Here is a 26076-nt window from a genome sequence, read left to right as displayed (position 1 = left end):
AACTATTAATTTCTGCGCTAAAGAAAAGGGCTTATAAATGCACGAAGGTGTGATGAAGGCATGGCTAGAATCTTCACATTTAAACGGCGGTAACGTTGCTTATATTGAAGAGCTTTATGAAGCGTATTTAGACGATGCGACTTCGGTGCCAGAAGAATGGCGAGAAGTGTTTGAACAATTACCTAAAGTTGATGGTGTGGATGTTGAAGTAAAACATTCAGAAGTTCGAGCACAGTTTGCGGCGCTTGCTAAAAACAAGCATAGAGAAGTAGTGGTAGCAGAGGGCAGTGGCGGTGACCTTAAACAGGTTAAAGTATTGCAACTTATTAATGCTTTCCGTTTTCGTGGACACCAAAATGCTAACTTAGATCCGTTAGGTATTTGGCAGCGAGAGCGCGTACGAGATTTAGAGCTAGATTACCACGACCTATCCAATGCTGACTTTGACCGCGAATTTAATGTAGGATCGTTTGCTGTAGGGCGCGATACTATGCCTCTAGGTGAGTTATACCAAGCACTAAAAACCACGTATTGTGGTTCTATTGGCGCCGAGTATATGCACATCACATCAACAGAAGAAAAACGTTGGTTACAACAGCGTTTAGAGTCTGTTCAGTCTAGGCCAAAATTCAATAAAGACGAAAAGCTACGTATCCTTAAAGGATTAACCGCAGCCGATGGTCTTGAAAAATATTTAGGGGCTAAGTTCCCAGGTGCTAAGCGCTTCTCACTTGAAGGTGGCGATGCGTTAGTACCTATGCTTAAAGAGCTGATTCACCGCGCTGGTGAAAGTGGCCAAAAAGAAGCTGTTATTGGTATGGCTCACCGCGGCCGTTTAAACGTACTTGTGAACGTACTTGGTAAAAATCCATCAGAGTTATTTGATGAGTTTGCCGGTAAACACAAAGACACGTTAAGCTCGGGTGATGTTAAATACCACATGGGTTACTCATCTGACTTTGCTACTAAAGGTGGCAATGTGCACATGGCACTTGCGTTTAACCCATCGCATCTTGAAATTGTAAATCCAGTGGTTATGGGCTCAGTACGTGCTCGTTTAGACCGCTTAGGTGACAGCTCAGGTATTAAAGCACTGCCAATTACTATTCATGGCGACTCAGCAATTGCTGGTCAAGGTGTTGTACAAGAAACATTTAACATGTCACAAACAAACGCCTTTAGCTGTGGCGGTAGTATTCGTATAGTAGTAAATAACCAAGTTGGTTTTACAACGTCTAAACAAGACGATGTACGTTCTACTCCATACTGTACTGACATTGCTAAAATGGTGCAGTCGCCAATATTTCATGTTAATTCTGACGATCCAGAAGCAGTGGCATTTGTTACTCAACTGGCACTTGATTTCAGAAACCAATTTAAGCGTGACGTTGTAATTGACCTTGTTTGTTACCGTCGCCATGGCCATAACGAAGCTGATGAGCCTAATGCTACTCAGCCTGTTATGTATCAAAAAATTAAAAAGCATCCAGTTCCACGTTTAATTTACGCTGATCAATTAATTGCCGAAGGCTCATTCACTGAAGATGAGGTTAAAGCACTTGTTGATGATTACCGTAATGGTTTAGACGAAGGTAATTGTGTGGTTGATGAAATACAGCCAGAAACATCACATTCATCAGATTGGGCAAAGTATGTTGGCCATGAATGGAGTGTTGATTACGATGCAAGTGTCTCGGTTGAAAAACTAAAAGAGCTTGGCAACATAGTGTCTAGCTACCCAGAGAGTCATAAAGCGCAATCGCGCGTGAAGAAAATTTACGACGATCGTAAGCTAATGGCATCTGGCGAAAAGCCGCTTGATTGGGGCATGGCAGAAACACTCGCTTATGCAACTATTGCAGCAGAAGGCACAGATATTCGTTTTACTGGACAAGATTCTGGTCGTGGTACTTTCTTCCATCGCCATGCGGTAGTACATAGTCAAGCCGATGGTGCGACTTACACTCCACTTGAGCATGTTGGTAAAGATCAAGGTACTTTCCAAGTATTCGATTCAGTTCTTTCTGAAGAAGCGGTTGTTGCTTTTGAATATGGTTACGCAACCGCAGAGCCAACGTCATTAATTATTTGGGAAGCACAGTTTGGTGACTTTGCAAACGGCGCACAAGTTGTATTTGATCAGTTTTTAAGCTCGGGTGAGCAAAAGTGGGGGCGTTTATGCGGCCTTACTATTTTATTACCACATGGTTACGAAGGCCAAGGTCCAGAGCACAGCTCTGCACGCTTAGAGCGCTTTTTACAACTTTGTGCTGATCACAATATGCAAGTATGTGTACCTTCAACGCCAGCGCAAGTATATGCAATGCTTCGTCGTCAATCAGTTAGACCATTGCGTCGTCCACTGATTGTTATGACGCCTAAGTCATTACTACGCCATCCGTTAGCAGTGTCTTCGCTAGAAGAACTCTCTGCAGGTGTTTTTCATAATGTGATTGACGAAATTGATGATATTAACCCTGAGAAAGTAGAACGCGTTATTTTTTGTAGTGGTAAAGTTTACTATGAACTATTACAAGAGCGCCGCAAGCTTGAACAAGATAATATTGCAATCGTACGTGTAGAGCAGCTTTACCCGTTCCCACACGACGAAATGAAAACTATTATAGAGCGTTACCAGCACGTAACTGATTTTGTATGGTGTCAAGAAGAGCCGCAAAACCAAGGTGCATGGTATTGCTCGCAACATCACTTCAAAGATGCTATTCCACAAAACGCTAAACTAACGTATGCGGGTCGTAAGGCTTCAGCATCACCAGCATGTGGTTATATGTCAGTACATACTAAAGAACAACAAGCGCTCGTTGCCGACGCGCTTACTATCGAAAATAAAGGATAAGCAATGAGCACAGAAATTAAAGTTCCTGTTCTTCCTGAGTCGGTTGCAGATGCTACCGTTGCTACATGGCATGTAAGTGTTGGCGACAAAGTAACTCGCGACCAAAACTTAGTAGACATTGAAACAGATAAAGTGGTTTTAGAAGTTGTTGCGCAACATGACGGTGTGATTACTGAAATTACACAAGAAGAAGGCGCTACGGTACTTGGCGATCAAGTTATCGGTTTACTTGGCGATGCTGATGCAGCACCAGCAAGTGAAGATGCACCAAAAGAAGACTCTTCAACTGAAGAATCTGCAGCAACTAAATCAGAAGACGCGCCAGCGGCGCAATCAGCACCAGCATCAGAAGGTAAAGAAGTGGATATTAAAGTTCCTGTACTTCCAGAATCAGTTGCAGACGCAACAATTGCTACATGGCATGTACAAGCAGGCGACGCAGTAACTCGCGATCAAAACTTAGTAGATATTGAAACTGATAAAGTGGTACTTGAGGTTGTTGCTCAAGAAGACGGTATCATGGGTGAAATAATCCACGGCGAAGGCGACACTGTATTAGGCGAGCAAGTAATTGGTTCGGTTAAAGCGGGCGGCGCTCCAGCAGCACCAGCTAAAAAAGCAGACGCAGCTGCACCAGCAGCAAGTGAGTCAAACGACAGCTCTGATGTGTTAACACCTTCAGTACGTCGTTTAATTGCTGAAAAAGGCCTAGACGCTGCAAAAATTAAAGGCACGGGTAAAAACGGTCGTGTAACTAAAGAAGACGTAGATACTTTCTTAAAAGCACCTGCACCAGCGGCAAAAGCAGCACCAGCGGCGGCACCTGCAGCAGCAATGGGCGATCGTACACAAAAACGTGTTCCTATGACGCGTTTACGTAAAACAATTGCTAAGCGCTTACTTGAAGCGAAAAACTCAACTGCAATGTTAACAACATTCAACGAAGTGAACATGGAACCTATCATGAGCCTTCGTAAGCAGTATCAAGAAGTGTTTGAAAAGCGCCACGGTATTCGTTTAGGTTTCATGTCTTTCTACGTGAAAGCGGTTACTGAAGCACTTAAGCGCTTCCCAGATGTAAATGCATCAATTGATGGTGACGATATTGTTTATCACAACTACTTCGACATCAGCATCGCTGTATCTACACCTCGTGGTCTAGTAACGCCAGTACTTAAAGATTGTGACAAGTTATCAGTTGCAGAAATCGAAAAAGGTATTCGTGAGCTAGCACTAAAAGGTCGTGATGGTAAGCTAACACTTGATGATATGACGGGTGGTAACTTCACTATTACAAATGGCGGTGTATTTGGTTCTTTACTATCTACTCCTATCATTAATTTACCGCAGTCTTCAATTTTGGGTATGCATAAAATCCAAGATCGTCCAATGGCTGTAAACGGTAAAGTAGAAATACTTCCTATGATGTATTTAGCACTTTCTTATGACCACCGCATCATTGATGGCAAAGAATCTGTTGGCTTCTTAGTAACAATTAAAGAGTTACTTGAAGATCCAACACGCTTATTACTGGATGTTTAATTTAGTTGTATGAAATGTAAGCTGTGAATGAACATTCACAGCTTTTTTTTTGCGCCTTTGGTCATACTGGGGTTTTCATGTTAAGCCTTGGGATCTATACTATGGTCGCAATTTGGGATAGTTGTTTATTTGAAAAAATATTCGGCTCTTTTAGTATAAAAATTTGGATAAAGCATCATGAATTTGCATGAGTATCAGGCAAAACAACTTTTTGCCGAATATGGTTTACCAGTTTCTACAGGTTACGCTTGCGATACACCTGAAGAAGCTGCAGCTGCTGCTGAAAAAATTGGCGGCGATATGTGGGTTGTTAAAACTCAGGTTCACGCAGGTGGACGTGGTAAAGCTGGCGGTGTAAAGCTAGTAAAAACTATCGACGAAGTTAAAGCGTTTGCAGCTAACTGGTTAGGTAAAAACCTAGTTACTTACCAAACAGACGAGAAAGGCCAGCCAGTTGCTAAAATTTTAGTAGAAAGCTGTACTGACATCGCCAACGAATTGTACCTAGGTGCAGTTGTTGACCGTGCATCTCGCAAAGTTGTTTTCATGGCGTCTACTGAAGGCGGCGTTGAAATTGAAACTGTTGCTGAGGAAACACCTGAGCTTATCCATAAAGCTGAGATTGACCCATTAGTAGGTCCTCAAGCTTATCAAGCACGTGAACTAGGTTTCAAATTGGGTCTTAACCCAGTACAAATGAAACAGTTTGTTAAGATCTTTATGGGTCTTGGTAAAATGTTCACTGATTTTGATTTCGCATTACTTGAAATCAACCCGCTTGTGATCACAGACGAAGGTAACCTTCACTGTCTTGACGGCAAAATCGGTATCGATGGTAATGCACTTTACCGTCAACCTAAAATCCGTGAATTCCACGATCCTTCACAAGAAGATTCACGTGAAGCACATGCAGCAAGCTTTGAGCTTAACTACGTAGCGCTAGATGGTAACGTTGGTTGTATGGTTAACGGTGCAGGCCTAGCAATGGGTACTATGGACATCGTAAACCTACACGGTGGCAAACCGGCTAACTTCCTAGATGTTGGCGGCGGCGCGACTAAAGAACGTGTTTCTGAAGCATTCAAAATCATTCTTTCTGATGATAATGTTAAAGCTGTTTTAGTTAACATCTTTGGCGGTATTGTACGTTGTGACATGATTGCTGAAGGCATCATTGGCGCAGTTAAAGAAGTAGGCGTAAACGTACCAGTAGTTGTACGTTTAGAAGGTACTAACGCTGAACTAGGCCGTGAAGTTCTTAAAAACTCTGGTCTAGACATCATCGCTGCTGAATCACTAACAGACGCTGCTGAAAAAGTAGTTGCTGCTGCGGAGGGCAAATAATGTCTGTATTAATCAATAAAGATACAAAAGTTATCTGTCAAGGTTTCACCGGTGGCCAAGGTACTTTCCACTCAGAGCAAGCGCTTGAGTACGGTACACAAATGGTTGGTGGCGTAAGCCCAGGTAAAGGCGGTCAAACGCACCTTGGTCTTCCTGTATTCAATACAGTGCGTGAAGCAGTACAAGAAACTGGCGCAACTGCGTCTGTTATCTATGTACCAGCACCTTTTTGTAAAGATGCAATCTTAGAAGCAATCGATGCAGGCATCGAGCTGATTGTTTGTATCACTGAAGGTATTCCTACACTTGATATGGTTGATGTTAAAATCAAACTAGATCAAACAGGTACACGTATGATCGGTCCTAACTGCCCAGGTGTTATTACTCCTGGTGAAACTAAGATTGGTATCATGCCTGGTCATATCCACAAACCTGGTAAAGTAGGTATTGTTTCTCGCTCTGGTACATTAACGTACGAAGCAGTTAAGCAAACTACTGATGCTGGTTTTGGTCAGTCTACATGTGTTGGTATTGGTGGCGACCCAATTCCAGGTACTAACTTTATCGACGTTTTAGAAATGTTCGAAAAAGATCCACAAACTGAAGCGATCGTAATGATCGGTGAAATTGGTGGTACTGCAGAAGAAGAAGCTGCAGAGTACATTAAAGCACACGTTACTAAACCTGTAGTATCTTACATTGCTGGTGTTACTGCACCAGAAGGTAAGCGTATGGGTCACGCTGGCGCAATCATTGCCGGTGGTAAAGGTACTGCTGATGAGAAATTTGCTGCACTAGAAGCTGCGGGCGTAAAAACTGTACGTTCACTTGCTGATATCGGTAAAGCACTTAAAGAGAAAACAGGCTGGTAATCGCTTTTTTACTCTAAAAAGGCTCGCTAATGCGAGCCTTTTTGTTATCTTCACTTTTATTTTTATTTTTATTTTTACTTTTACACTTAGTATAGGTAGCTTATATGCTGATAAAACCGCACTGATAAATCTTGGCGTTGTTTATTTATAGCTAACTCATCGCACAAAGTATGAATCGTTTTCTCTACTTGATTCATAAACCGCCCATAGCCCATTTCATTATTATTATGCTGCGCAGCTACCACTACAAAATGCAGTGTTTCTACTAATTTATCTTCATTAAATAGCGCTTTAATTTGCACTTGATCAGTCTCGATGTCAAAGCTTAACTTTTGTAATTCTTGATTACCGTCATTTTTATCAATGCTGCTATTACGAATAATTGGTATAGCGCCATTAGCAACCATAGCCCCGTGGGTTAACTTATTGGTATTACAAATTTGGGTAAATAAATCGGTAAAGTATGTATAAAATTGCTTAAAATCACGATTATTTATTTGTGTTTGAAATTGCGTTTTGATTGCTCGTGACACTGGAATAGCAAAGGTTGCATAGCTCATTTGGGCATGATCACTGGGAATATTACACTGCCTTGACTGGTAGCGAGGGTAGAGGCTACGCAGTTTATAGCCGTAGGTTTGTTTATTGCCTTTATCTTTAGCAAATAAGTCATAGGTTAAATGTTGATGATCGCGCAGTTTAAACAGTGGTTGTTCTAAAAATAACTGCTGTTGTAAATTATTTAATACCTTTTGTACTTTGCTATGAAACAGTGCAGAATTTGCACGCAGATCGTCACCGGTTGCTAAAAATAACAGCCTGATTTTTTTACTGGCTATATTTTCAGTGTAGTACGCTTTATGTGCTTCGTGGTAGCGAGGGTTATAAAAAAACAACATTTGTTTATTCGTTTCAAGCTGATACGACTCATCGTTAAAGCGTACTACAGGTAGTTTGTCGTTCGCTAATAAATGCACATTGTGTAAGCCAAGCTCATCACAGCAAGAAAAAAGCTCACGTGCTATACGCTCATAACAACAGTTAATATTACTAAAGCTTTTATAAAAATCAGTGGTAGGGGTTATTTCAGCTAAAAGGTAGTGATTGGTGCGGGCATTGGTTGGAATATAAACACGGTGTTGATTTTGTATAGCCATCATGGTTCCTTTAAGTCAGGTTATTTGCTTACTATAATGGCCTTTGATGACGTTATTATTGCGCTAAAACAAAGTTTATTCATTAACTGACTCGTTACTGAATTAAAGTTAACCAAGATCTAAAATAAACCTTAATCTATTGCTGTATGTTAGTGTATGTTTTTGTAATAATGCATTAGTTTTGTTATCACGCACTATTTTGAGGATCATACTCCTATGGCGGAAATCGAGAATCGCCCAAGTAATTTTATTAGAACCCGCATTGACCAAGATTTAGCAAGTGGAAAGCATGCGTCTACGCATACTCGTTTTCCACCCGAACCAAATGGTTTTTTACACATTGGCCATGCAAAATCAATTTGTTTAAATTTTGGCATCGCAAAAGACTATAACGGTTTATGTAACTTACGCTTTGACGATACAAACCCAGAAAAAGAAGATATTAACTACGTTAATTCTATTAAAGAAGACGTGCAGTGGTTAGGCTTTAATTGGGATGGCGAAATTAAATACTCGTCTAATTACTTCGATATATTATACGATTATGCAGTTGAGCTAATAAATAAAGGCTTAGCGTATGTGTGCTTTTTAACGGCAGATCAAGCCCGTGAATACCGTGGCACATTAAAAGAGCCGGGTAAAAACAGCCCATACCGCGATACAGCAAGTGATGAGAACCTCGCGTTATTTGAAAAAATGCGTAATGGCGAGTTTAAAGAAGGCGAGTGTGTACTGCGCGCTAAAATTGATATGGCAAGCTCATTTATGGTGCTTCGCGATCCTATTATTTATCGTGTACGCTTTGCTCATCATCATCAAACTGCAGATAAGTGGTGCATTTACCCAATGTACGACTTTACTCACTGTATTTCTGATGCGCTAGAAGGTATTACTCATTCATTGTGTACACTGGAGTTTCAAGATAACCGTCGTTTATATGACTGGGTACTTGATAACATCAGTTTAGAGTGTCATCCACAACAAATTGAGTTTTCACGCTTAAACCTAGAGTACACTATTATGTCTAAGCGCAAGCTCAGCGACTTAGTAGTGAATAATCATGTAGAAGGGTGGGATGATCCACGTATGCCTACGATTGCAGGCTTACGTCGTCGTGGTTATACCCCAGCCTCCATTCGTGAGTTCTGCTTACGTATTGGTGTAACCAAACAAGAAAACATGGTTGAAATGGGCATGCTTGAAGCCTGTATCCGTGAAGATCTTAACGAAAATGCACCACGTGCAATGGCGGTACTTGATCCCGTTAAAATCGTTATTGAAAACTATGATGCTGATAAAGTTGAAACCTTATCTGTGGCTAATCACCCAAATAAAGAAGAAATGGGTCGCCGTGATGTGCCATTCACACGTGAAATTTATATTGAACGTGAAGACTTTAAAGAAGAAGCTAATAACAAGTTCAAACGTTTAGTACTTGATAAAGAAGTACGCTTACGCGGCGCTTATGTAATTAAAGCACAGCGTGTTGAAAAAGACGAAAATGGTGAAATTACCACTATTTATTGTACTTTTGACCCAGAAACGCTAGGTAAAAACCCAAGTGATGGTCGTAAAGTTAAAGGGGTTATTCATTGGGTATCGGCAAGTGAAGCGATTACAGCAGAAGTACGTTTGTATGACCGTTTATTTAGCGTACCAAACCCAGCAGCAGCCGATGAGTTTGAAAGCACCTTAAACCCTGACTCATTAGTTATTTTAACGAATGCTAAGTTAGAGCCATCGTTGGCTAATTCAGCAGCCGAGCAAGGTTTTCAGTTTGAACGTACTGGCTATTTTTCGCGAGATTCAAAAGCGAAAAACATAGTATTTAATCAAACAGTGGGTCTGCGTGACTCATGGTCAAAAACTCAGTAAAGGTTAACGCCTCAGTACTCATTATTACCTAGGAAGTGTTAGTAATGAGTACTGGGAATTTTACTGACAAAAAAACCTGCATTAAGCAGGTTTTTTTTGTTTATAATACAAGCTTAACTTATATTATTAGCAAAATTTTTGCACGCTTCTTTGTCTTCGCATTCACCATACAAATATAAAGAATGATTGGTTAATTTAATACCATTTCTTTCAGCAACTTCAAGTTGGCGACGTTCAATAACATCATCTTCAAACTCAACCACTTTACCACATTTTAGACATACTAAGTGGTCATGGTGAGTGCTGGTTGCAAGTTCAAATACTGATTTACCACCTTCAAAGTGATGGCGAGTAACAATACCAGCGTCATCAAATTGATTAAGTACGCGATATACAGTTGCAAGACCGATTTCTTCACCCAAATCTAGAAGAATTTTATAAACATCCTCAGCACTAATATGCTGGTTATCAGGTGATTGTAAAATCTCTAAAATCTTAATTCGCGGTAAAGTAACCTTTAAACCGGCTTTTTTTAATTCCAAATTATGATCAGTCATTAAATCTGTCTCAATTTTGTTTGGTTATACTAGACACCTTGCAAGGATGTACACGAATAGATGTACACGACACATCAACCGGTAAGGGTAACGTGCCTAGCTACTAAGTGCAAAGGTCAAAGCTAATAAATACCGATAAAAGCGCATTTACTAATATATTGCTACTAATTTAAGCAAAAACCAAGAAAAAATAAAGTTAATCAGCAAGTTCGCTTAAACACATTTCTTCATAAACTTGCGCAGACCAGGCTTTAACACGCTGCTCAGTGAGTTCTGGTTGACGGTCTTCATCGATACCTAAACCAACAAAATGTTTGTCATCAGCAATACCTTTAGATGCTTCAAAGTTATAACTTTCACTTGGCCAATGACCAACCACAATAGCACCACGTTCAGTAACTATATCGTTAATCATGCCCATTGCATCTAAAAAGTACTCTGCGTAGTCTTCTTGGTCACCACAACCAAAAATAGCAACCAGCTTACCTTCAAAGTCTACTTCTTCAAGCTCAGGAAAAAAATCATCCCAATCACATTGCGCTTCGCCATAATACCAAGTAGGAATACCAAATAAGATTAAATCAAATTCCGCAATCTCTTCTTTAGAGCTTTTTGCAATATCATGTACAGCTACGAGCTTTTTACCCAATTCTTTTTGGATCATTTTTGCTACGTGTTCTGTATTACCTGTGTCACTTCCGAAAAAAATGCCTACACTTGCCATGGATTAAACCTTTTATCTATCAATAGCCAATCTTTCTTGTAAAATTGTTTCAATCAACACACTGCGGCTAATATTTTGTGCATCTGCCATATCACTAAGTGCCTGATATAACTGTGAAGAAACTTTAAATTCAACACGCTTTAAACCACGTGCTTTATCTCTTTTTATTTGATTACGTTTATTAACCTTTAACTGCATATCCCGTGGAAGGGGATTGGTTTTAGGTCTGCCTGGGCGTTTTTCGTATTCAAATAAATCGAGCGTTGTTCTATCTGTTTCTGACTTGGCCATGCTTAACCTACACCTGCGCCTTGCCAAAATACTTGAATAAGTCCTTTAGCAATAAAGCCAGAACACCCTAAAAAGAGTACAGCCCAAACAATGTAACGACCAAACTTGGGTACATTGCCGCTTTTTAGTACGTCTTTAATTGCCATACCGATAAATATAAAAATACCGGCTAAGCCAAAATACAACCCTAAGGTATCAAATTCGTTAATTAACTGACTGACCATCAACGTGTAACCTTTAAATTAAACGGCGCATACTATAGCATATAAATATACGACTTTTTAGTACGCAAAATCAAAAACAGGCGATTAAAATGAGTTTAAATCGCAGTTAAAAAGTCATTTATTGCTTTATTCACTGCTAATGGCTTTTGCGCATGCAACCAGTGGCCAGCACCGTGAATTATTTTGGCACTGGCATTACTAAAGCGCGCATTAATAGCCGCTCTATGCTCAGCTAATATATAGTCAGAATCATTACCTTTAATAAATAGAGTGTCGCACAAACAAGAATTGTTTTCATTAACATTGTCGGTAATTATCGAATAATTTTTATCAAGACTCAATAAATTAAACCGCCATGCAAAATTGCCTTCATCGTTTTTAGCTAAACTTTTTAATAAAAACTGACGCACACCCATCTCGTCTATAAAAGGCTGCATAATTGCATCGGCATGCTTTCTATCTGTAATAGATTCGTTTGCAACCGCTTTAAGTGCTTGAATAATTTTAGTGTGGCGAGCAGGGTAACTAACAGGTGCTATATCAAGCACAATTAATTTATTAACGTGCTCTGGATGGGTTAATGCCAATTCCATTGCTACTTTTCCGCCCATAGAGTGGCCTATAATGTGCGCTTTATCTATGTTCAAATGCGTTAATAATTCAATAATATCTTGGGCCATTGCCGCATAAGTCATTGTATCGCTATGGGGCGATTTGCCATGGTTACGTAAATCGACATTAGTTACGGTATAAAATTCACTAAGGGGTTTTGCGATCACGTTTAAGTTCTCTAATGATCCAAAAAGCCCATGAATTAAAATAACATGTGGGCCTTGCCCTTGTTGCTTATAATTTAACTGCATATTAGCCTCAGTGTAAAATTCGCCATAGTGTGACGAGCATTTGCTTAAAAAGCAAAAAATACAGTCACAAAATATAATATTGGGCTGTAGCCTGTTTTATCAACAATATTTAGCTATTTAATCGTGCTAAATAGTAATTTAAATAGCGCACATAAGTAATTTAAAATATATGTTTACAGCGGGGTTTGTTGTAACTCGCATTTCTAACTGGTTTGGGTATAATCACACGGAAAGAAAAATGTGGCCGTAATGACAGGAAGAACATGAAACAAATCGACATAGACGACGAGTTATATCAGTATATTGCCAGCAATACGCAAAGTATTGGTGAGAGCGCATCCACTATTTTACGTCGTTTATTAAATCTGAGCGGCGAAAAAATTCAGACCGCAAACGTAGAGCTTAATCAAAATAATCAAACAACAACTACCTTGCCTAAAATTCCCCCTGTAGCAGAGCAAACACCTGCGCTTGCTGCTAAGCCAAGTGCAGTAGCTGAGAAGTCTGTGCAGCAAAAAAATGCGAATGTATTTAATGTATTAAATAAAGAAGAGTTGGCAATGCAGAAAGGCGTTGTGGGTCGGTTTTTATTTATTTTAAGTGCATTTTACCGTACCCATAAAACTGACTTTCGCGCCGTATTAGATATCAAAGGCCGTGATCGCGTTTACTTTGCTACTAGCAAAGAAGACTTAGTTAATAGTGGTAGCAGTATGAACCCTAAAAACATCACCGACAGTGAGTACTGGGTAATGACAAACTCTAACACTACACGTAAAAAAATGATGCTTCATGAAGTTGCTTTGTGTTTAGGTTATAGCACAGAACAAGCTGAAAAAATTCGCGACTACCTGTAAGGAAATACTATGGCTATTCATCCAGGTGCGGGCAAACCAGCTCCACAATCGGTATTAATAAATGTACCTAAATTAGTATCTGCGTATTATTTAAATGAGCCAGACCTTGAGCAGAATCCAGAGCATTGTGTTGCATTTGGTACATCAGGGCATCGTGGTTGCTCCTACGATGTTAAATTTAACGAATCGCACATACTCTCTATTACTCAAGCTATTTGTGACTACAGAAAACAAAACGATATTTTTGGCCCGTTATTTTTAGGAAAAGACACCCACGCTTTAAGTGAAGCGGCCTTTAATTCGGCAATAGAAGTATTAGTAGCCAACGAAGTGCAAGTGATCACCCAAGACGATGGTGACTTTACTCCAACACCTGTAATTAGCCACGCTATTGTAAGTTACAACAAGCTGCACCCAAATGAATTAGCCGACGGTATTGTAGTTACGCCTTCGCATAACCCACCAGAGGATGGCGGGTTTAAATACAACCCACCCGATGGCGGGCCTGCCGATACCGACGTGACTAAATGGATAGAAGACAGAGCTAATCAGTTATTACTAGAGGACTTAGTTGAAGTGGAATTATTTCCGTTTGCTAAAGCCTCGCGCTCAGGGTTTATTAAATACCAAGACTTAATGACCCCGTATATTAATGATCTAGAAAATATTGTTAATTTAAAAGCGATTAGCGAAGCGGGTATCAAAATTGGCGTTGATCCGCTGGGCGGCTCAGGCATTAATTTTTGGCCGGTTATCGCTAAAAAATATAATTTAGACATTAGCGTTGTAAATGATGTTGTTGATCCTCGTTTTGCATTTATGCCACTTGATAAAGATGGCAAAATTCGTATGGATTGCTCATCACCTTATTCAATGGCCAACCTTATTGCGCTTAAAGATGATTTTGATATTGCCATTGGTAACGATCCAGATTACGACCGCCATGGCATAGTAACGCCAGATGGTTTAATGAACCCTAATCACTTTTTAGCGGTTGCGATTGATTATTTGCTTAAAAATCGAGACTGGAACGCAAATGTGCAAATTGGCAAAACGTTAGTTTCCAGCTCCATGATCGACAAAGTTACTGAGCGTAATGGCCGTAAAGTAAAAGAAGTACCGGTTGGCTTTAAATGGTTTGTTGAAGGGTTAAATAAAGGCAAGTTAGCCTTTGGCGGCGAAGAAAGTGCTGGCGCCGCATTTTTACGTTTTGATGGCAGTGTTTGGTGTACCGACAAAGATGGCTTTATTATGGGCTTATTAGCGGCCGAAATACTTGCTGTTACCGGTAAAACACCGTCTGCTCTTTATAAAGAGTTAGAGCAAGAATTTGGCTCGCCGCTTTATAAACGTATAGACGCACCGGCTACAAGCACGCAAAAATCGCGTTTAAAAGCCCTCAGTGCCGACGACGTTAAAGCCGATACACTCGCAGGTGAACCTATTTTACAAAAGCTAACCCATGCGCCAGGTAATAATGCGCCAATTGGTGGTTTAAAAGTAGTTACCGAAAGTGGTTGGTTTGCAGCGCGTCCATCGGGTACTGAAGATATATACAAAATTTACCTTGAGTCGTTTAAAGGTGAAGCGCATTTAGCACTACTTGAAAAAGAAGCTAAAAAGCTAGTAGACTCAGTTATTAGCTAATATCGCTTATATTACTTAAAAACGGCTGATTTAATCAGCCGTTTTTGTTTTTAATTGCATAATAATAATTTCAATTTTACAAAGGGCTTTTATCCATATGTCAGCCACTACTCCAGATTACATCGAAGAATTAAAACAAACTGGCGACTTTTTAACGCTAAGCCGCAATAACGAATGGCACTTAGCCGCAGGGGAGTTCACCCTCAATAATGGCACCGTAGTTACTATTCATGATACCGGTGTTATAGAGTTTCAACCGGCCACTGTTTCAAGCAAAGACGTAGTGTACTCAAGTGCAGTGCACGGAAACGAAACCGCACCAATCGAAATATGCGACGAATTAATTAAACAAATAATCGCCGGTGAGCTGCTCTTAAAGCAACGCGCTTTATTTATTTTTGGTAATCCGCAATCAATTAATATTGGTTTGCGTTTTGTAGAAGAAAACCTTAACAGGTTGTTTAATGGCCACCATAGTGTAGACGGCGTACCAATGAATAACGAACGTACCCGTGCAGCCAAATTAGAGCAGTACGTAAGTGACTTTTTTAGCCGAGGCGAGCAAGGTAGCAGCCGCTGCCATTACGATTTACATACTGCAATTCGTGGCTCTAAAAACGAAAAGTTTGCAGTGTATCCCTATTTACATGGTAAACCGTGGAAAAAGTCGCAATTACAGTTTTTATTAAGTTGTGGGGTAAATACCGTATTAATGATGAAATCCCCAGCAACCACCTTTAGTTATTATTCATCATTTGTGCATGGTGCCGATTCGTTTACGGTCGAGCTTGGCCAAGTTAAGCCCTTTGGTGAGAATGACATGAGCCGCTTTGCAAAAACCAAACAAACACTCACTGCATTAATTAGCCAAGATAAGGTTGAATATCCAGAATTTAATGCAGATGAATTCGAGTTGTTTACTGTGCACCGCACCATAAATAGAACGCAGAATGAATTTAGTTTTCCATTTTCAGATCAGGCCGAAAACTTCACAGGTTTTGCCAAGGGTGAGTTGTTAGCTACTGATGGCGATACACCTTACTACGCCGATGTGCAAGGAGAAGCGATTATTTTCCCCAATGCAAACGTAGCTATTGGGCAGCGAGCGCTGTTAACCGTTGTGCCAATGGCGATAGACAGTAATTTTATTTAAAATAGCTGATCAGACCACTTGTTGTAATAAGTTAACTATATGATTAATAAATAGTAAAATATCTGTATAGTTAACTTGCCATTTTTATACTCACTATTTAGTTTTGTTTCGTCACAGATTTGTTGAATATCACTTTACGTTAACGTAAAGTGTCGGCAGCTTTAATTAAAGACAGTGCAGATGTTGCAAAGTTTATTCGCAGCAATCAACCCACAATAATAATTTAATGGGCACTGTTTTATCGACAACAAAAGAAGGTAGGTTATGAGTAATCCAAATAACGTATCGCTGAATATTAACCATAAGCTTGAGTTTATCGATGGCAATGCGTTAACTATTCCAACCCTTAGTATTTTAACTGAGGACGGCGAGATTCATCCAGGTGCAACCGCACCCGACATTTCAAAACATACCGCAATTAAATTATACGAAACCATGCGCTTTATACGTTTGTTAGATGAGCGCATGCAAGGTGCACAGCGTCAAGGCCGCATTAGCTTTTATATGCAATGTTTAGGTGAAGAAGCTGCAGTAACAGCCTCTGCAGCTGCGCTTGATCAAAATGATATGATTATGGCTCAGTACCGTGAACAAGCGGCGCTTCACTATCGTGGTTTTACGCTTGATCAGTTTATGAACCAAATGTTTTCTAATGAACTGGATTTAGGCAAAGGCCGCCAAATGCCGATTCATTATGGTTCTAAAGCATTAAACTATATGACCATATCATCGCCATTAGGAACACAAATTCCACAAGCGACTGGCTACGCTTATGGTCAAAAAATTAAACATATAGATGCTAAAACAGGTGAGCTTGCCAGCACTATAGATAACATCACTATTTGTTATTTTGGTGAAGGCGCAGCGTCTGAAGGGGACTTTCATGCCGGTGTAAATATGGCTGCAGTGCATCAAGCGCCGGTAATATTTTTTGCCCGTAATAATGGTTATGCTATTTCGACCCCTGCAGATGAGCAGTTTAAAGGTGACGGCATTGCTTCTCGTGGCGTTGGTTACGGTATTAAAACAATTCGTGTTGATGGCACAGATGCCCTTGCAGTGTATGCGGCAACTAAAAAAGCCCGTGAAATTGCAGTGAGCACAGGCGAGCCAATTTTAATTGAATCAATTGCTTATCGCTTAGGTGCGCATTCGACCTCAGACGATCCAAGTGGTTATCGCTCTAAAGATGAAGAAGCTAATAATCAAGTATGCCCAATCGACAAGTTTAGAAAATGGCTAATTAAGCAAGACTGGCTGAACGAAGCCGACGATGTAAAAGCTAAAGAATCAATTCGTGAAGAAATTTTAGCTGCGCTAAAACGTGCCGAAGTAGTGGCAAAGCCAGCTTTAGAAGAATTAATATCAGATGTTTACGATACCCCAATTCCATCATTGCAACGCCAATATGAGCAACTAAAAGCGCATATAAAACTGCATCCAGATGCCTACCCAGTTACAGCAGGGAGAATTAAGTAATGGCTAAAATGAACATGCTACACGCAATTAACTCTGCACTTGACATTACTATGGCAGAGCATCCACAAGCCTGTATTTTTGGCGAAGATGTGGGTTACTTTGGTGGTGTATTTAGAGCAACCTCAGGCTTACAAGAAAAGTACGGTAAACACCGTGTATTTAATACTCCGCTTACAGAGCAAGGTATTTTAGGTTTTGCGAATGGTTTAGCGGCTTTTGGCGCTCCAGCGCTGGCAGAAATACAGTTTGCAGATTATATATTTCCAGCCTTTGACCAAATAGTCAATGAATCAGCTAAATTTCGCTACCGCAGTGGTAATGAGTTTAATGTGGGTAATTTAACTATTCGTACACCTTACGGCGGCGGAATTGCAGGGGGCTTGTATCATTCACAATCACCCGAGGCTTACTTTGCACATACACCAGGCTTAAAAGTTATTGTGCCACGTAACCCGTACCAAGCAAAAGGCTTATTACGCGCGGCAATCAAAGATGACAACCCGGTATTGTTTTTTGAACCAAAACGCTTATACCGCGCATCAATCGGCGAAGTGCCAGAAGAAGATTACACCATTGAGCTTGGAAAAGCCGAGGTAGTACAGCAAGGTACAGACGTGACCTTACTTGCGTGGGGCGCGCAAATGGAAATAATAGAAGACGCCGCCAAACAAGCAAGTGAACAAGGCATTAGCTGTGAAGTAATTGATTTACGCAGTATTTTACCATGGGATGTAGAGGCAATTGCACAGTCGGTGACTAAAACTGGACGCTTGATTGTTAGCCACGAAGCGCCAATTACTAATGGCTTTGGTGCAGAAATAGCGGCAACCATTGGTCAAGAATGTTTCCTACATTTAGAATCGCCAATTATGCGCGTGTGTGGCTTAGATACGCCGTATCCGTTAGCGCTTGAAAAAGAATATGTACCGGATGCATTAAAAGTATTGGCCGCAATTAAACAATCAATGGATTTTTAGGGGATACCATGGCTAAAGATTTTATATTACCCGATATTGGTGAAGGCATAGTTGAATGCGAAGTTGTTGAATGGCTTGTGGCAGAAGGTGACACTGTGGCTGAAGATCAGCCTATTTGTGATGTAATGACAGACAAGGCATTAGTGCAAATACCCGCTGTACATGATGGGGTAATTACCAAGCTTTATTATCAAAAAGGTGAAATTGCCAAGGTTCATGGGCCATTATTTGCTATGAATGTAAGTGGTGAAGCAGTTAGCGAAGAAGCTGATGCAGCACCTGAAAAAGCAGCTCAAACGGTTGTCAGTAATAATAGCAGCGAGCACTTAGAAGATTTTATTTTGCCAGATATAGGCGAAGGTATTGTTGAGTGTGAAATTGTTGACTGGTTAGTTGCCGAAGGTGAAGAAATAGTTGAGGATCAAGCGGTTTGTGATGTAATGACAGACAAAGCCTTGGTACAAATACCGGCAAAATATACTGGTGTTGTAAATAAGCTGTATTATCAAAAAGGTGAAATAGCCAAAGTGCACAGCCCGTTATTTCAAATGACGGTAGCAGGGCGCACAGCTAAAGCCGATGCAGATATAAATCAAGCAGTGGTAAAAGCACAAACTAATGCAGCAGATAAACCAGCCGCTATTAAAGCTGAGCAAACAACTAAAATTGTGAATAAAAAAGCAGTTGCATCGCCAGCGGTTCGTCGTAAAGCACGCGAGCTTGATGTTGATTTAACTTGTGTACCGGGCAGTGGTAAAAATGGCCGTATTTATAAACAAGACATAGAAGAGTTTGTAAAAGGCGAAGTTCCTAACACTATCGATACCTCACCATTGCACAGTGGCAATGAGCAAAGAACATCAGCTACACACTCAGGTGGTACACGTGTAGAGCCAATTAAAGGCATAAAAGCGGCAATGGCTAAACAAATGGTGGCGTCGGTTTCGACCATTCCACACTTTACCTTTAGTGATGAAGTAGACTTAACTAAGCTAATTGCGCTTCGCTCTAGTTTAAAAGAGCAGTATAAAGCGCAAGGTATTAAACTAACCATGATGCCGTTTTTTGTTAAAGCATTATCGCTTGCAATGAAAGAGTACCCAGTACTTAACTCTAAAGTAAATGATGAGTGCAGCGAGCTTACCTATTATAACGATCATAATATTGGAATTGCAGTTGACTCAAAAATAGGTTTATTAGTGCCTAATATTAAATCGTGTCAGAGCAAAAGTATTGTAGAAGTTGCAAACGATTTAACCCGTTTAACCGACTCAGCGCGAGAAGGTCGTGTTGCGCCAGATGATTTGAAAGGCGGTACTATTAGTATTTCAAATATTGGTGCAATTGGCGGCACTATTGCGACGCCTATTATTAATAAACCAGAGGTGGCTATTGTTGCTTTGGGTAAATTACAGCACTTACCGCGTTTTGATGAAAACGGCCAAGTGGTAAGCAAAGCTATAATGCAGGTGAGCTGGTCTGGCGATCATCGCGTGATTGATGGTGGCACTATTGCCCGTTTTAATAACCTTTGGAAATCGTACTTAGAAAATCCATCGGTAATGATGATGGCGATGAGCTAAACATACGCGCTTATTGTTATTAAAAAAACCAGCTTCGGCTGGTTTTTTGTTTACTGTATTTAAAAGTATTATTTACTCACCAAAAATATAAACCATAACCCACGGCTAAAGCCGGTATTGCAGTATAAAAAGTTGCTATGAGCGCGGCTTTTGGTGCCATTGCTATGGCAGGAAACAGCGCATCGCCATCGTTAGAAATAGCATTTGCAGTTAAAGCACTAAATGGAATAATACCTTGAATGTACAAAGTGGTAACAATTATTTGTGGCCCGCAACCGGGTAAAAAACCGATTAATACCGCTATAAGTGGTGCTAAATACGCATAGTGTAAAAACCATGCTTTTAAATCAAGTCCTGCCACATTTACTAATATTTCAAATAACATAAATGACGCAACGACCCACGCAGTTACAAAGTGAGTGTCTTGTAATGCCTTGGTAATATTAGAGGGAGGATTACGCTTACATGCATCGTCTTCTGCGGTGACTTCTTTATAGCTCTCTCCTTTAGACGAATACGCCCAAATACTGACAATAAACAGTGCCATTGCAGCGCCAAAAAAGCTAATAATGTTAGGTATATTAGTACCCCACTTGTTAAAATCAACATTAAACGCAATTAACAAAGCAATAATTAAGCTTAGAACAATAGCAACCATCCATACCGGCTTAGATATTTTAATAATAGCTGTTGGTAGCTGTATAACCTGTTGTTTATGCTGTTGTGGGAGTGGTCGCAAAAAGTCTTTTTTATGAATAGCATTTACTATCAACCCGCTTAAAGTTCCTACAACCAAGCCAATACCCATAATAATTACTCCTTCGGTAGGGCGAGTAGCAAGTAGTAAAAATGCCGCATCACCCATTGTTGCAGCTAAAACCGCGACAATAGCGCCAAAACTGGCTTGGCCTTTTGTAAATTGGGTAACAACAATAATTGCACCACCACAGCCTGGTAATGCACCTAGTATAGATGAAAAAGCAACTTCTAAAATAGGCGACTTAGCGCTTAAATAACTAAGCTCTAATTGTGGTAAACGTGCTATGGCATAGTAGTAAATTAGTAAGGTAGCTGCTACAAAAACACTGACCTGAAAAAATGCGTCACTGAGTGCAGTAATAGTAATAGCGCGTAAATTAGGTAGGGCTAAACACACTAATATAAAGAGTGGTAATAATAAGCGTTTGTTTTGACCCATAAAGCGTTTTGAATTGGCTGTTATAAATCCACTATGTGAGAGTAATTGCATAAAGTGTGGCCTAGTAAGTAACTAAGCTACACTTTACATTGCACTCAAATGATAATCAATATCATTTGAGTGCAATTATATCGATTACTCTATTTGAGTTTTTCGATTAGATAAGATTAAATTACTTACGTTGGAACTCAGAGTTAGTGTTCCACGTTGGCCATTGCTCTTGCTCAGAAATATTAAAACCTACTTTATAAAATAATTGTAGGTCTTGCACCGCGCCCGATAAATCCCATTCATCACGGTAGCGATCGCATGGTTGATGATAACAACCACGCAGTACTAAGCTCATACGCTTACGGTAGTTTGCAGTTTCTTCGTCAAAGGCTTGCGTGCCACCACCTGCGTACATGGCTGGAATGCCCATGTTTGCAAAAGCAAAGTGATCAGAGCGATAGTAACCACCCGAAGAAGGATTAGGATCGCCAGATATTGTTCTGCCTTGCTCAAGCGCAACCGTTGTTAATAAATCATCCATTTGTGATTTACCAATACCTACCACGCTAATATCTTTCACTTTGCCTAATAAATTTAAGCTGTCCATATTAATGTTAGCAACGGTTTTATTGGCAGCAATAACAGGGTTAGCTGCATAATATTTTGACCCTAATAAGCCTTGCTCTTCAGCGGTTACCGCTAAAAAGGTCATTGAACGGCTAGGGTGCTTAGGTAATTTAGTAAAGGCTTCAGCCACTTCAATTAAACCAGCCGTACCGGTAGCATTATCGTGCGCGCCATTAAAAATTTGATCCCCTTTGCGGTTTTTATCAGTGCCTAAGTGATCCCAATGTGCAGAATAAATAACATGTTCATCTGGTTTTTCACTGCCCGGTAAAGTGGCAATAAAGTTATACGAGATAGACTTTTTAATGGTGTTTTTTATCTTTATAGAGGCAGTCAAATCGCCCATATCAACGTGGTAAGCGCCTTTTGCAGCATTGGCTTTTAGTGTATCAAAATCAAGCCCTGCTTTATTAAACAGCTCTTTGGCTACGTCTGTTGTTACCCAGCCTTCAACGGCTACACGGTCCATATTGTTGTTTTCTTTTTGAAAACCAAACTGCTCACCACTCCACGAGTTTTCTACTACAGACCAAGGGTATGAAGCTGGTGCTGTTTCGTGAATAATAATTGCGCCCGCTGCACCTTGACGACTCGCTTCTTCGTATTTATAAGTCCAACGGCCATAATATGTCATGGCATCGCCAGTGAATAAATCAGGGTTTTTAGTTGCAAAGCCTGGATCGTTTACCAGCATTACTACCGTTTTGCCTTTAACATCTAAGCCTTCGTAATCGTTCCAGTTATACTCTGGTGCATTAACGCCGTAACCAACAAATACGAGCTCAGAGTTTTCAATTGCTTGGTTTTCGCTAATGCGACTACTGCCCATTACCATGTCTGTTTTGTATTGGTAGTTTTTACCACCAATTTTTAATACCATGTCTGAGTCTGCTTCAAGCGAAACCAGCGGAACTTCTTGTAAAAAGCTATTGCCATTACCGGGCTTTAAACCCAAGGCTTTAAATTGCGCTGTTAGGTAATCAAGCGTTAGCTTTTCGCCTGGCGATGAAGGAGCACGGCCACCAAATTCATCCGATGCTAACACTTTTACATGCTTAGCAATTTCATCAGCTTGAATACTATTGTAGCCCTTAGTTACATCATCGGAGGTAATACTTGTTGTAGCGCAGCCCGCTAATACGGCAGCAGTGATAAGGGTAAGAGAGAAATAACGTTTCATATTGGCTCTATTTTTGTTTTAAGATAACCCAGTATATGAAGTTCTATTAATTAGAACCAGTTTTTGCGGTAAACTGTTACAAAATTTAAGGTATAAACTAGTAAGTACAAATAATAATGAAGCGTTTTACTCCCCCAGAAGAATTTCAGCCAAGCTGCTTACAAAGCGGCGCTTTTGAGCATTTGCGCACGTTGTTTAATATACATGAGCAAAAAAATTGGCCTCTGCCTAGCTGGTTTAGCCCACACTTAAACGCAATTAATGCCAATAACTTGGCTATTAGCTTTGTCGATGATGCAAAAATAGATTTTGCTGAGCGTTATTACGAGCAAGTTATTTTTGAAACAGGGCAGGTGCCTACGCGTACTGAAAATTGGCACGACTTATTTGGTGGCTTTATTTGGTGTTTATTTCCTAAAACCAAAGCGCTTATTAATCAACGCCATGTAGCAGATATTGCAGTACATGGCACAAAGCAGCGTACCAAACATCGCAATGCCCTAACCTTATTTGACGAATGCGGTGTTGTACTGGCTATTAGCAATACCCAATGGCAACAGTGGTTGCGCGATCATCAATGGAAAACAGCGTTTGTTGAGCATAGAGCGCAGTGGGGAAAAACCATCAAACCATTTATGTTTGGCCATGCAAATTACGAAATGCTAACTAAACCCTATATTGGTTTAACGGGTAAAGCGTTGTTTGTAACTGTACCCGATGAAATATTTTGTAAAGATTTAGTTACCCAATACCAGTACCTAGATCAAAGACTTTATGAGATGATAAAAACCGATCAGTGTTTAGCCGACAATAAACTCCTTTCACCTTTACCACTACTAGGTGTTCCGGGGTGGCATGAGGACAACACCGACGACACATTTTATAATAATACGGATTACTTTAGAGAAAAACGAAGGATACGAACATGATAGAAGTTATTGGCCTTAAAAAGAAATTTAAGCTAACTAAAGATCATAAAAAAAACAAAGTAGATGAAATAGACCCGCGCGAAGATAAAGATTATTTTCATTCAGTTAGAGATGTTAGCTTCCGTTGTGCAAAAGGCGAAGTACTTGGACTGCTAGGACCAAATGGCGCAGGTAAAACCACCACGTTAAGAATGATTTCTACTGCCTTAAAACCCGATGCCGGCAGTATTACCATTGCCGGTAACGACATAATAAAAAAGCCATTGCTGGGGCGTAAATCGATTGGGTTTCTATCGGGTTCAACCGGCTTATACGGGCGTTTAACCGTAAAAGAAAACATCGAATATTTTGCAAAACTCCATGGCATGAGTAAAAAAGATATTGCAACACGCTGCGAAGAGCTATTTACCTTGCTCGATATGCATAAATTTATAGATAAGCGTGCAGAAAACCTCTCAACCGGAATGAAACAAAAAGCCAATATTGCCCGCGCAGTAGTGCATTATCCTGCTGTAGTGGTTTTAGATGAGCCAACGACCGGGTTAGATATTATGACCACACAAACGGTAATTAACTTTATAAAAGGTTTAAAAGCGCAAGGCACGCCGGTTGTTTTTTCAACGCACCACCTAGATGAAGTTGCTTTACTGTGCGACCGCGTAGCAGTGATTAACGAAGGCGTAAGTTGTTTTGATGGCACTGTAGAAGAGTTTAAACAAACAGGTAACAGTGAAGAACTTAACCAAGCGTTTATGAACATATTAACGGAGAAACGTGATGTTTGAAGTATTTAAAAAGGAATTAAGAGAGTTACTACGCGATAAAAAAACGCTCATATTTGTAGTAGCTGTGCCAGTTGCAGTGTTCCCACTTATTTTTGCCGTTGTTGCCTTTATTAGCGCACAAGCAGCTATGGATGCAGAGCAAAAAGTAAATACCTACGCTATTGTAAACGGCGACTATGCGCCAGAGTTTACCGACAAAGTGTTTTACCATAAAAGTTTTGAGCAGTATAAAGGCACTAAAACCTTTAATAGTGTTGCACAGCTTAAAGCCGCAGTGATTGCTGGCGATATTGATATGGGCATTTATTTACCAAGCAATGCACAGCAAACGTTAAATAATGCACAGCAAAGCAAATGGCAGGTAGTGTTTAACGACGCTAAGTCTATTAACTTTTTGTTTCAGCGGGTGAAAGAGCTAGCGCAAGAATACAGCGATGCGTTACAAGTACAAAAGCTGCTTAGTTTTGGCATTGACGAAGCAACGCAAAAAGCAATACTTGAACCAATTGAAGTTGTAAAAGTAGATACCGCCGACAAACGTGAAAACCTAGGTGAAAAAATAGGTGGGTTTTTACCGTACTTATTAGTACCTTTAGTATTAATGGGAGCAACTTATCCTGCCATTGACTTAGGAGCAGGCGAAAAAGAACGTGGCACCCTAGAGACATTATTGTTAACACCTATCACTCGTACACAACTTGTTTTAGGTAAATTTATTACCCTTTTAACTACTTCGATTGCCTCTACAACCATTACTGTGCTGAGTATGGGAGTGTGGATAGCCTTGGCGATTACTTTTGCGGATCTTGAATTTATTAAAGTTGCATTTAGTAGCTTAGCCGTTTCTGATTTATTAATGATTTTTGTATTACTGTTACCACTGGCGGCTATATTTTCTGCGCTAGCGTTAGCTATTTCAATTTACGCACGTACCTTTAAAGAAGCGCAAAACTACATGACACCGTTATCTCTGGGCGTTATTTTTCCGGTAATAATTGCCTTAATGCCAAATGTGGAACTCACTGTTAAAACAGCGTTTATTCCTGTCACTAATGTAGCGTTAGCAATAAAAGAAATAGTTAAAGGCACAGTAGATTACACGCTAATAGGGCTAATATTTTTAGCTACAGCTATTATTGCCGGTATTTTATTAGCTTTTTGCGTTAAATGGTTTAACCGCGAAGATGTGTTATTTAGATAGTTAATAGACAAAGCTTTAAGTTTTGAAGGCAGCACTCGCTGCCTTTTTCATTTATAAACAAATATAAATAGCGTTTAGTTTATTTCATTAAGAGCAATGGTAGTGGTAGAATACACTTCATAATTTGGCACTCTTTATTGCAAATAAAAGAGGTAAGTAATTA

22 protein-coding genes are annotated in these 26076 nt (G+C 40.1%); 14 read left to right on the top strand and 8 right to left on the bottom strand.

Annotated features, from left to right (window positions below; genetic code table 11):
- Positions 1-37 precede the first annotated feature (37 nt).
- From sucA to sucD, 4 genes are all read left to right on the top strand, one after another.
- Positions 38-2857: a 2-oxoglutarate dehydrogenase E1 component gene (sucA, locus tag AAEZ22_RS11605; protein ID WP_011328325.1), complete on the top strand. Its 2820-nt coding sequence runs from the start codon at positions 38-40 to the stop codon at positions 2855-2857.
- A 3-nt stretch (positions 2858-2860) separates the two neighbouring features.
- Positions 2861-4399, top strand: coding sequence for a 2-oxoglutarate dehydrogenase complex dihydrolipoyllysine-residue succinyltransferase (gene odhB / locus AAEZ22_RS11600; RefSeq protein ID WP_011328324.1), 1539 nt, complete (start codon positions 2861-2863; stop codon positions 4397-4399).
- Positions 4400-4576: 177 nt separating this feature from the next.
- Positions 4577-5743, top strand: coding sequence for an ADP-forming succinate--CoA ligase subunit beta (gene sucC / locus AAEZ22_RS11595; RefSeq protein WP_011328323.1), 1167 nt, complete (start codon positions 4577-4579; stop codon positions 5741-5743).
- Positions 5743-6615: a succinate--CoA ligase subunit alpha gene (gene sucD, locus AAEZ22_RS11590; RefSeq protein ID WP_011328322.1), complete on the top strand. Its 873-nt coding sequence runs from the start codon at positions 5743-5745 to the stop codon at positions 6613-6615. Before sucC ends, sucD begins: the two co-directional genes overlap by 1 nt.
- Positions 6616-6701: 86 nt before the next feature.
- On the opposite strand, the gene AAEZ22_RS11585 is transcribed toward sucD, so the two are convergent.
- On the bottom strand, positions 6702-7772 hold the full coding sequence (locus AAEZ22_RS11585; protein WP_011328321.1) for a DUF3083 family protein: 1071 nt from the start codon (positions 7770-7772) through the stop codon (positions 6702-6704).
- Between the two features lie 216 nt (positions 7773-7988).
- On the opposite strand from AAEZ22_RS11585, the gene glnS reads away from it, so the two are divergent.
- Positions 7989-9647: a glutamine--tRNA ligase gene (gene glnS, locus AAEZ22_RS11580; protein ID WP_086994249.1), complete on the top strand. Its 1659-nt coding sequence runs from the start codon at positions 7989-7991 to the stop codon at positions 9645-9647.
- A 113-nt stretch (positions 9648-9760) separates the two neighbouring features.
- On the opposite strand, the gene fur is transcribed toward glnS, so the two are convergent.
- The 5 genes from fur to AAEZ22_RS11555 all read right to left on the bottom strand — a co-directional run bounded on the left by fur (position 9761) and on the right by AAEZ22_RS11555 (position 12306).
- Positions 9761-10204, bottom strand: coding sequence for a ferric iron uptake transcriptional regulator (fur, locus tag AAEZ22_RS11575; RefSeq protein ID WP_011328319.1), 444 nt, complete (start codon positions 10202-10204; stop codon positions 9761-9763).
- Between the two features lie 196 nt (positions 10205-10400).
- A complete protein-coding gene (gene fldA, locus AAEZ22_RS11570) occupies positions 10401-10928 on the bottom strand; it encodes a flavodoxin FldA (RefSeq protein ID WP_011328317.1) in 528 nt (175 codons plus the stop codon).
- A gap of 12 nt (positions 10929-10940) precedes the next feature.
- Entirely contained in the window at positions 10941-11219 is a 279-nt protein-coding gene (gene ybfE, locus AAEZ22_RS11565; protein ID WP_011328316.1) for a LexA regulated protein, read from the bottom strand.
- A gap of 2 nt (positions 11220-11221) precedes the next feature.
- Positions 11222-11443 (bottom strand): DUF2788 domain-containing protein, encoded by a 222-nt coding sequence (locus AAEZ22_RS11560; RefSeq protein ID WP_011328315.1) that lies wholly within the window; start codon positions 11441-11443, stop codon positions 11222-11224.
- A 95-nt stretch (positions 11444-11538) separates the two neighbouring features.
- Positions 11539-12306 carry an alpha/beta fold hydrolase gene (locus AAEZ22_RS11555; RefSeq protein WP_086994251.1) on the bottom strand — a complete coding sequence of 256 codons (768 nt, stop codon included), beginning with the start codon at positions 12304-12306 and terminating at the stop codon, positions 11539-11541.
- Between the two features lie 263 nt (positions 12307-12569).
- Between AAEZ22_RS11555 and seqA the strand changes: the two genes are divergently transcribed.
- The 6 genes from seqA (at position 12570) to AAEZ22_RS11525 (ending at position 20002) form a co-directional block, all read left to right on the top strand.
- On the top strand, positions 12570-13163 hold the full coding sequence (seqA, locus tag AAEZ22_RS11550) for a replication initiation negative regulator SeqA (protein ID WP_341255254.1): 594 nt from the start codon (positions 12570-12572) through the stop codon (positions 13161-13163).
- A 9-nt stretch (positions 13164-13172) separates the two neighbouring features.
- The gene (pgm, locus tag AAEZ22_RS11545; RefSeq protein ID WP_011328312.1) at positions 13173-14810 is read left to right on the top strand and encodes a phosphoglucomutase (alpha-D-glucose-1,6-bisphosphate-dependent); all 1638 of its coding nucleotides are present in this window, start codon (positions 13173-13175) and stop codon (positions 14808-14810) included.
- 97 nt (positions 14811-14907) lie between these two features.
- Complete coding sequence (gene astE / locus AAEZ22_RS11540; RefSeq protein ID WP_011328311.1) at positions 14908-15963, top strand: succinylglutamate desuccinylase; 1056 nt, start codon at positions 14908-14910, stop codon at positions 15961-15963.
- Between the two features lie 264 nt (positions 15964-16227).
- Positions 16228-17442 (top strand): thiamine pyrophosphate-dependent dehydrogenase E1 component subunit alpha, encoded by a 1215-nt coding sequence (locus tag AAEZ22_RS11535; protein ID WP_352297296.1) that lies wholly within the window; start codon positions 16228-16230, stop codon positions 17440-17442.
- Positions 17442-18419, top strand: coding sequence for an alpha-ketoacid dehydrogenase subunit beta (locus AAEZ22_RS11530; protein WP_011328309.1), 978 nt, complete (start codon positions 17442-17444; stop codon positions 18417-18419). The genes AAEZ22_RS11535 and AAEZ22_RS11530 overlap by 1 nt, the downstream gene beginning before the upstream one ends.
- Positions 18420-18427: 8 nt before the next feature.
- Positions 18428-20002 carry a dihydrolipoyllysine-residue acetyltransferase gene (locus AAEZ22_RS11525; RefSeq protein ID WP_011328308.1) on the top strand — a complete coding sequence of 525 codons (1575 nt, stop codon included), beginning with the start codon at positions 18428-18430 and terminating at the stop codon, positions 20000-20002.
- 76 nt (positions 20003-20078) lie between these two features.
- Here the strand turns inward: AAEZ22_RS11525 and AAEZ22_RS11520 are convergent, their stop codons facing one another.
- Positions 20079-21251 carry a putative manganese transporter gene (locus AAEZ22_RS11520; protein WP_352297293.1) on the bottom strand — a complete coding sequence of 391 codons (1173 nt, stop codon included), beginning with the start codon at positions 21249-21251 and terminating at the stop codon, positions 20079-20081.
- Positions 21252-21372: 121 nt separating this feature from the next.
- The gene (locus AAEZ22_RS11515) at positions 21373-22998 is read right to left on the bottom strand and encodes a M28 family metallopeptidase (RefSeq protein ID WP_089368342.1); all 1626 of its coding nucleotides are present in this window, start codon (positions 22996-22998) and stop codon (positions 21373-21375) included.
- 116 nt (positions 22999-23114) lie between these two features.
- Here AAEZ22_RS11515 and AAEZ22_RS11510 point away from each other — a divergent pair, with 116 nt between their 5' ends.
- From AAEZ22_RS11510 to AAEZ22_RS11500, 3 genes are read left to right on the top strand one after another with little or no spacing between them, the layout of a single operon-like run.
- Positions 23115-23927, top strand: a complete 813-nt coding sequence (locus AAEZ22_RS11510) for a DUF3025 domain-containing protein (protein ID WP_011328305.1) — start codon at positions 23115-23117, stop codon at positions 23925-23927.
- Positions 23924-24712: an ABC transporter ATP-binding protein gene (locus AAEZ22_RS11505; RefSeq protein ID WP_011328304.1), complete on the top strand. Its 789-nt coding sequence runs from the start codon at positions 23924-23926 to the stop codon at positions 24710-24712. Before AAEZ22_RS11510 ends, AAEZ22_RS11505 begins: the two co-directional genes overlap by 4 nt.
- Entirely contained in the window at positions 24705-25913 is a 1209-nt protein-coding gene (locus tag AAEZ22_RS11500; RefSeq protein WP_011328303.1) for an ABC transporter permease, read from the top strand. Before AAEZ22_RS11505 ends, AAEZ22_RS11500 begins: the two co-directional genes overlap by 8 nt.
- Positions 25914-26076: the final 163 nt, after the last annotated feature.

The sequence above is a fragment of the Pseudoalteromonas sp. 20-MNA-CIBAN-0454 genome, from assembly GCF_040308685.1.
GTDB lineage: Bacteria > Pseudomonadota > Gammaproteobacteria > Enterobacterales > Alteromonadaceae > Pseudoalteromonas > Pseudoalteromonas nigrifaciens.
Note: the sequence above shows the minus strand (reverse complement) of the source record. Positions and strands in the feature narration are given on the sequence as shown.

Bases quoted from the DNA above. Each gene is read 5' to 3' on its own strand.
- sucA (WP_011328325.1), top strand. From the start codon at position 38: ATGCACGAAGGTGTGATGAAGGCATGGCTAGAATCTTCACATTTAAAC.
- odhB (WP_011328324.1), top strand. From the start codon at position 2,861: ATGAGCACAGAAATTAAAGTTCCTGTTCTTCCTGAGTCGGTTGCAGAT.
- sucC (WP_011328323.1), top strand. From the start codon at position 4,577: ATGAATTTGCATGAGTATCAGGCAAAACAACTTTTTGCCGAATATGGT.
- sucD (WP_011328322.1), top strand. From the start codon at position 5,743: ATGTCTGTATTAATCAATAAAGATACAAAAGTTATCTGTCAAGGTTTC.
- AAEZ22_RS11585 (WP_011328321.1), bottom strand. From the start codon at position 7,772: ATGGCTATACAAAATCAACACCGTGTTTATATTCCAACCAATGCCCGC.
- glnS (WP_086994249.1), top strand. From the start codon at position 7,989: ATGGCGGAAATCGAGAATCGCCCAAGTAATTTTATTAGAACCCGCATT.
- fur (WP_011328319.1), bottom strand. From the start codon at position 10,204: ATGACTGATCATAATTTGGAATTAAAAAAAGCCGGTTTAAAGGTTACT.
- fldA (WP_011328317.1), bottom strand. From the start codon at position 10,928: ATGGCAAGTGTAGGCATTTTTTTCGGAAGTGACACAGGTAATACAGAA.
- ybfE (WP_011328316.1), bottom strand. From the start codon at position 11,219: ATGGCCAAGTCAGAAACAGATAGAACAACGCTCGATTTATTTGAATAC.
- AAEZ22_RS11560 (WP_011328315.1), bottom strand. From the start codon at position 11,443: ATGGTCAGTCAGTTAATTAACGAATTTGATACCTTAGGGTTGTATTTT.
- AAEZ22_RS11555 (WP_086994251.1), bottom strand. From the start codon at position 12,306: ATGCAGTTAAATTATAAGCAACAAGGGCAAGGCCCACATGTTATTTTA.
- seqA (WP_341255254.1), top strand. From the start codon at position 12,570: ATGAAACAAATCGACATAGACGACGAGTTATATCAGTATATTGCCAGC.
- pgm (WP_011328312.1), top strand. From the start codon at position 13,173: ATGGCTATTCATCCAGGTGCGGGCAAACCAGCTCCACAATCGGTATTA.
- astE (WP_011328311.1), top strand. From the start codon at position 14,908: ATGTCAGCCACTACTCCAGATTACATCGAAGAATTAAAACAAACTGGC.
- AAEZ22_RS11535 (WP_352297296.1), top strand. From the start codon at position 16,228: ATGAGTAATCCAAATAACGTATCGCTGAATATTAACCATAAGCTTGAG.
- AAEZ22_RS11530 (WP_011328309.1), top strand. From the start codon at position 17,442: ATGGCTAAAATGAACATGCTACACGCAATTAACTCTGCACTTGACATT.
- AAEZ22_RS11525 (WP_011328308.1), top strand. From the start codon at position 18,428: ATGGCTAAAGATTTTATATTACCCGATATTGGTGAAGGCATAGTTGAA.
- AAEZ22_RS11520 (WP_352297293.1), bottom strand. From the start codon at position 21,251: ATGCAATTACTCTCACATAGTGGATTTATAACAGCCAATTCAAAACGC.
- AAEZ22_RS11515 (WP_089368342.1), bottom strand. From the start codon at position 22,998: ATGAAACGTTATTTCTCTCTTACCCTTATCACTGCTGCCGTATTAGCG.
- AAEZ22_RS11510 (WP_011328305.1), top strand. From the start codon at position 23,115: ATGAAGCGTTTTACTCCCCCAGAAGAATTTCAGCCAAGCTGCTTACAA.
- AAEZ22_RS11505 (WP_011328304.1), top strand. From the start codon at position 23,924: ATGATAGAAGTTATTGGCCTTAAAAAGAAATTTAAGCTAACTAAAGAT.
- AAEZ22_RS11500 (WP_011328303.1), top strand. From the start codon at position 24,705: ATGTTTGAAGTATTTAAAAAGGAATTAAGAGAGTTACTACGCGATAAA.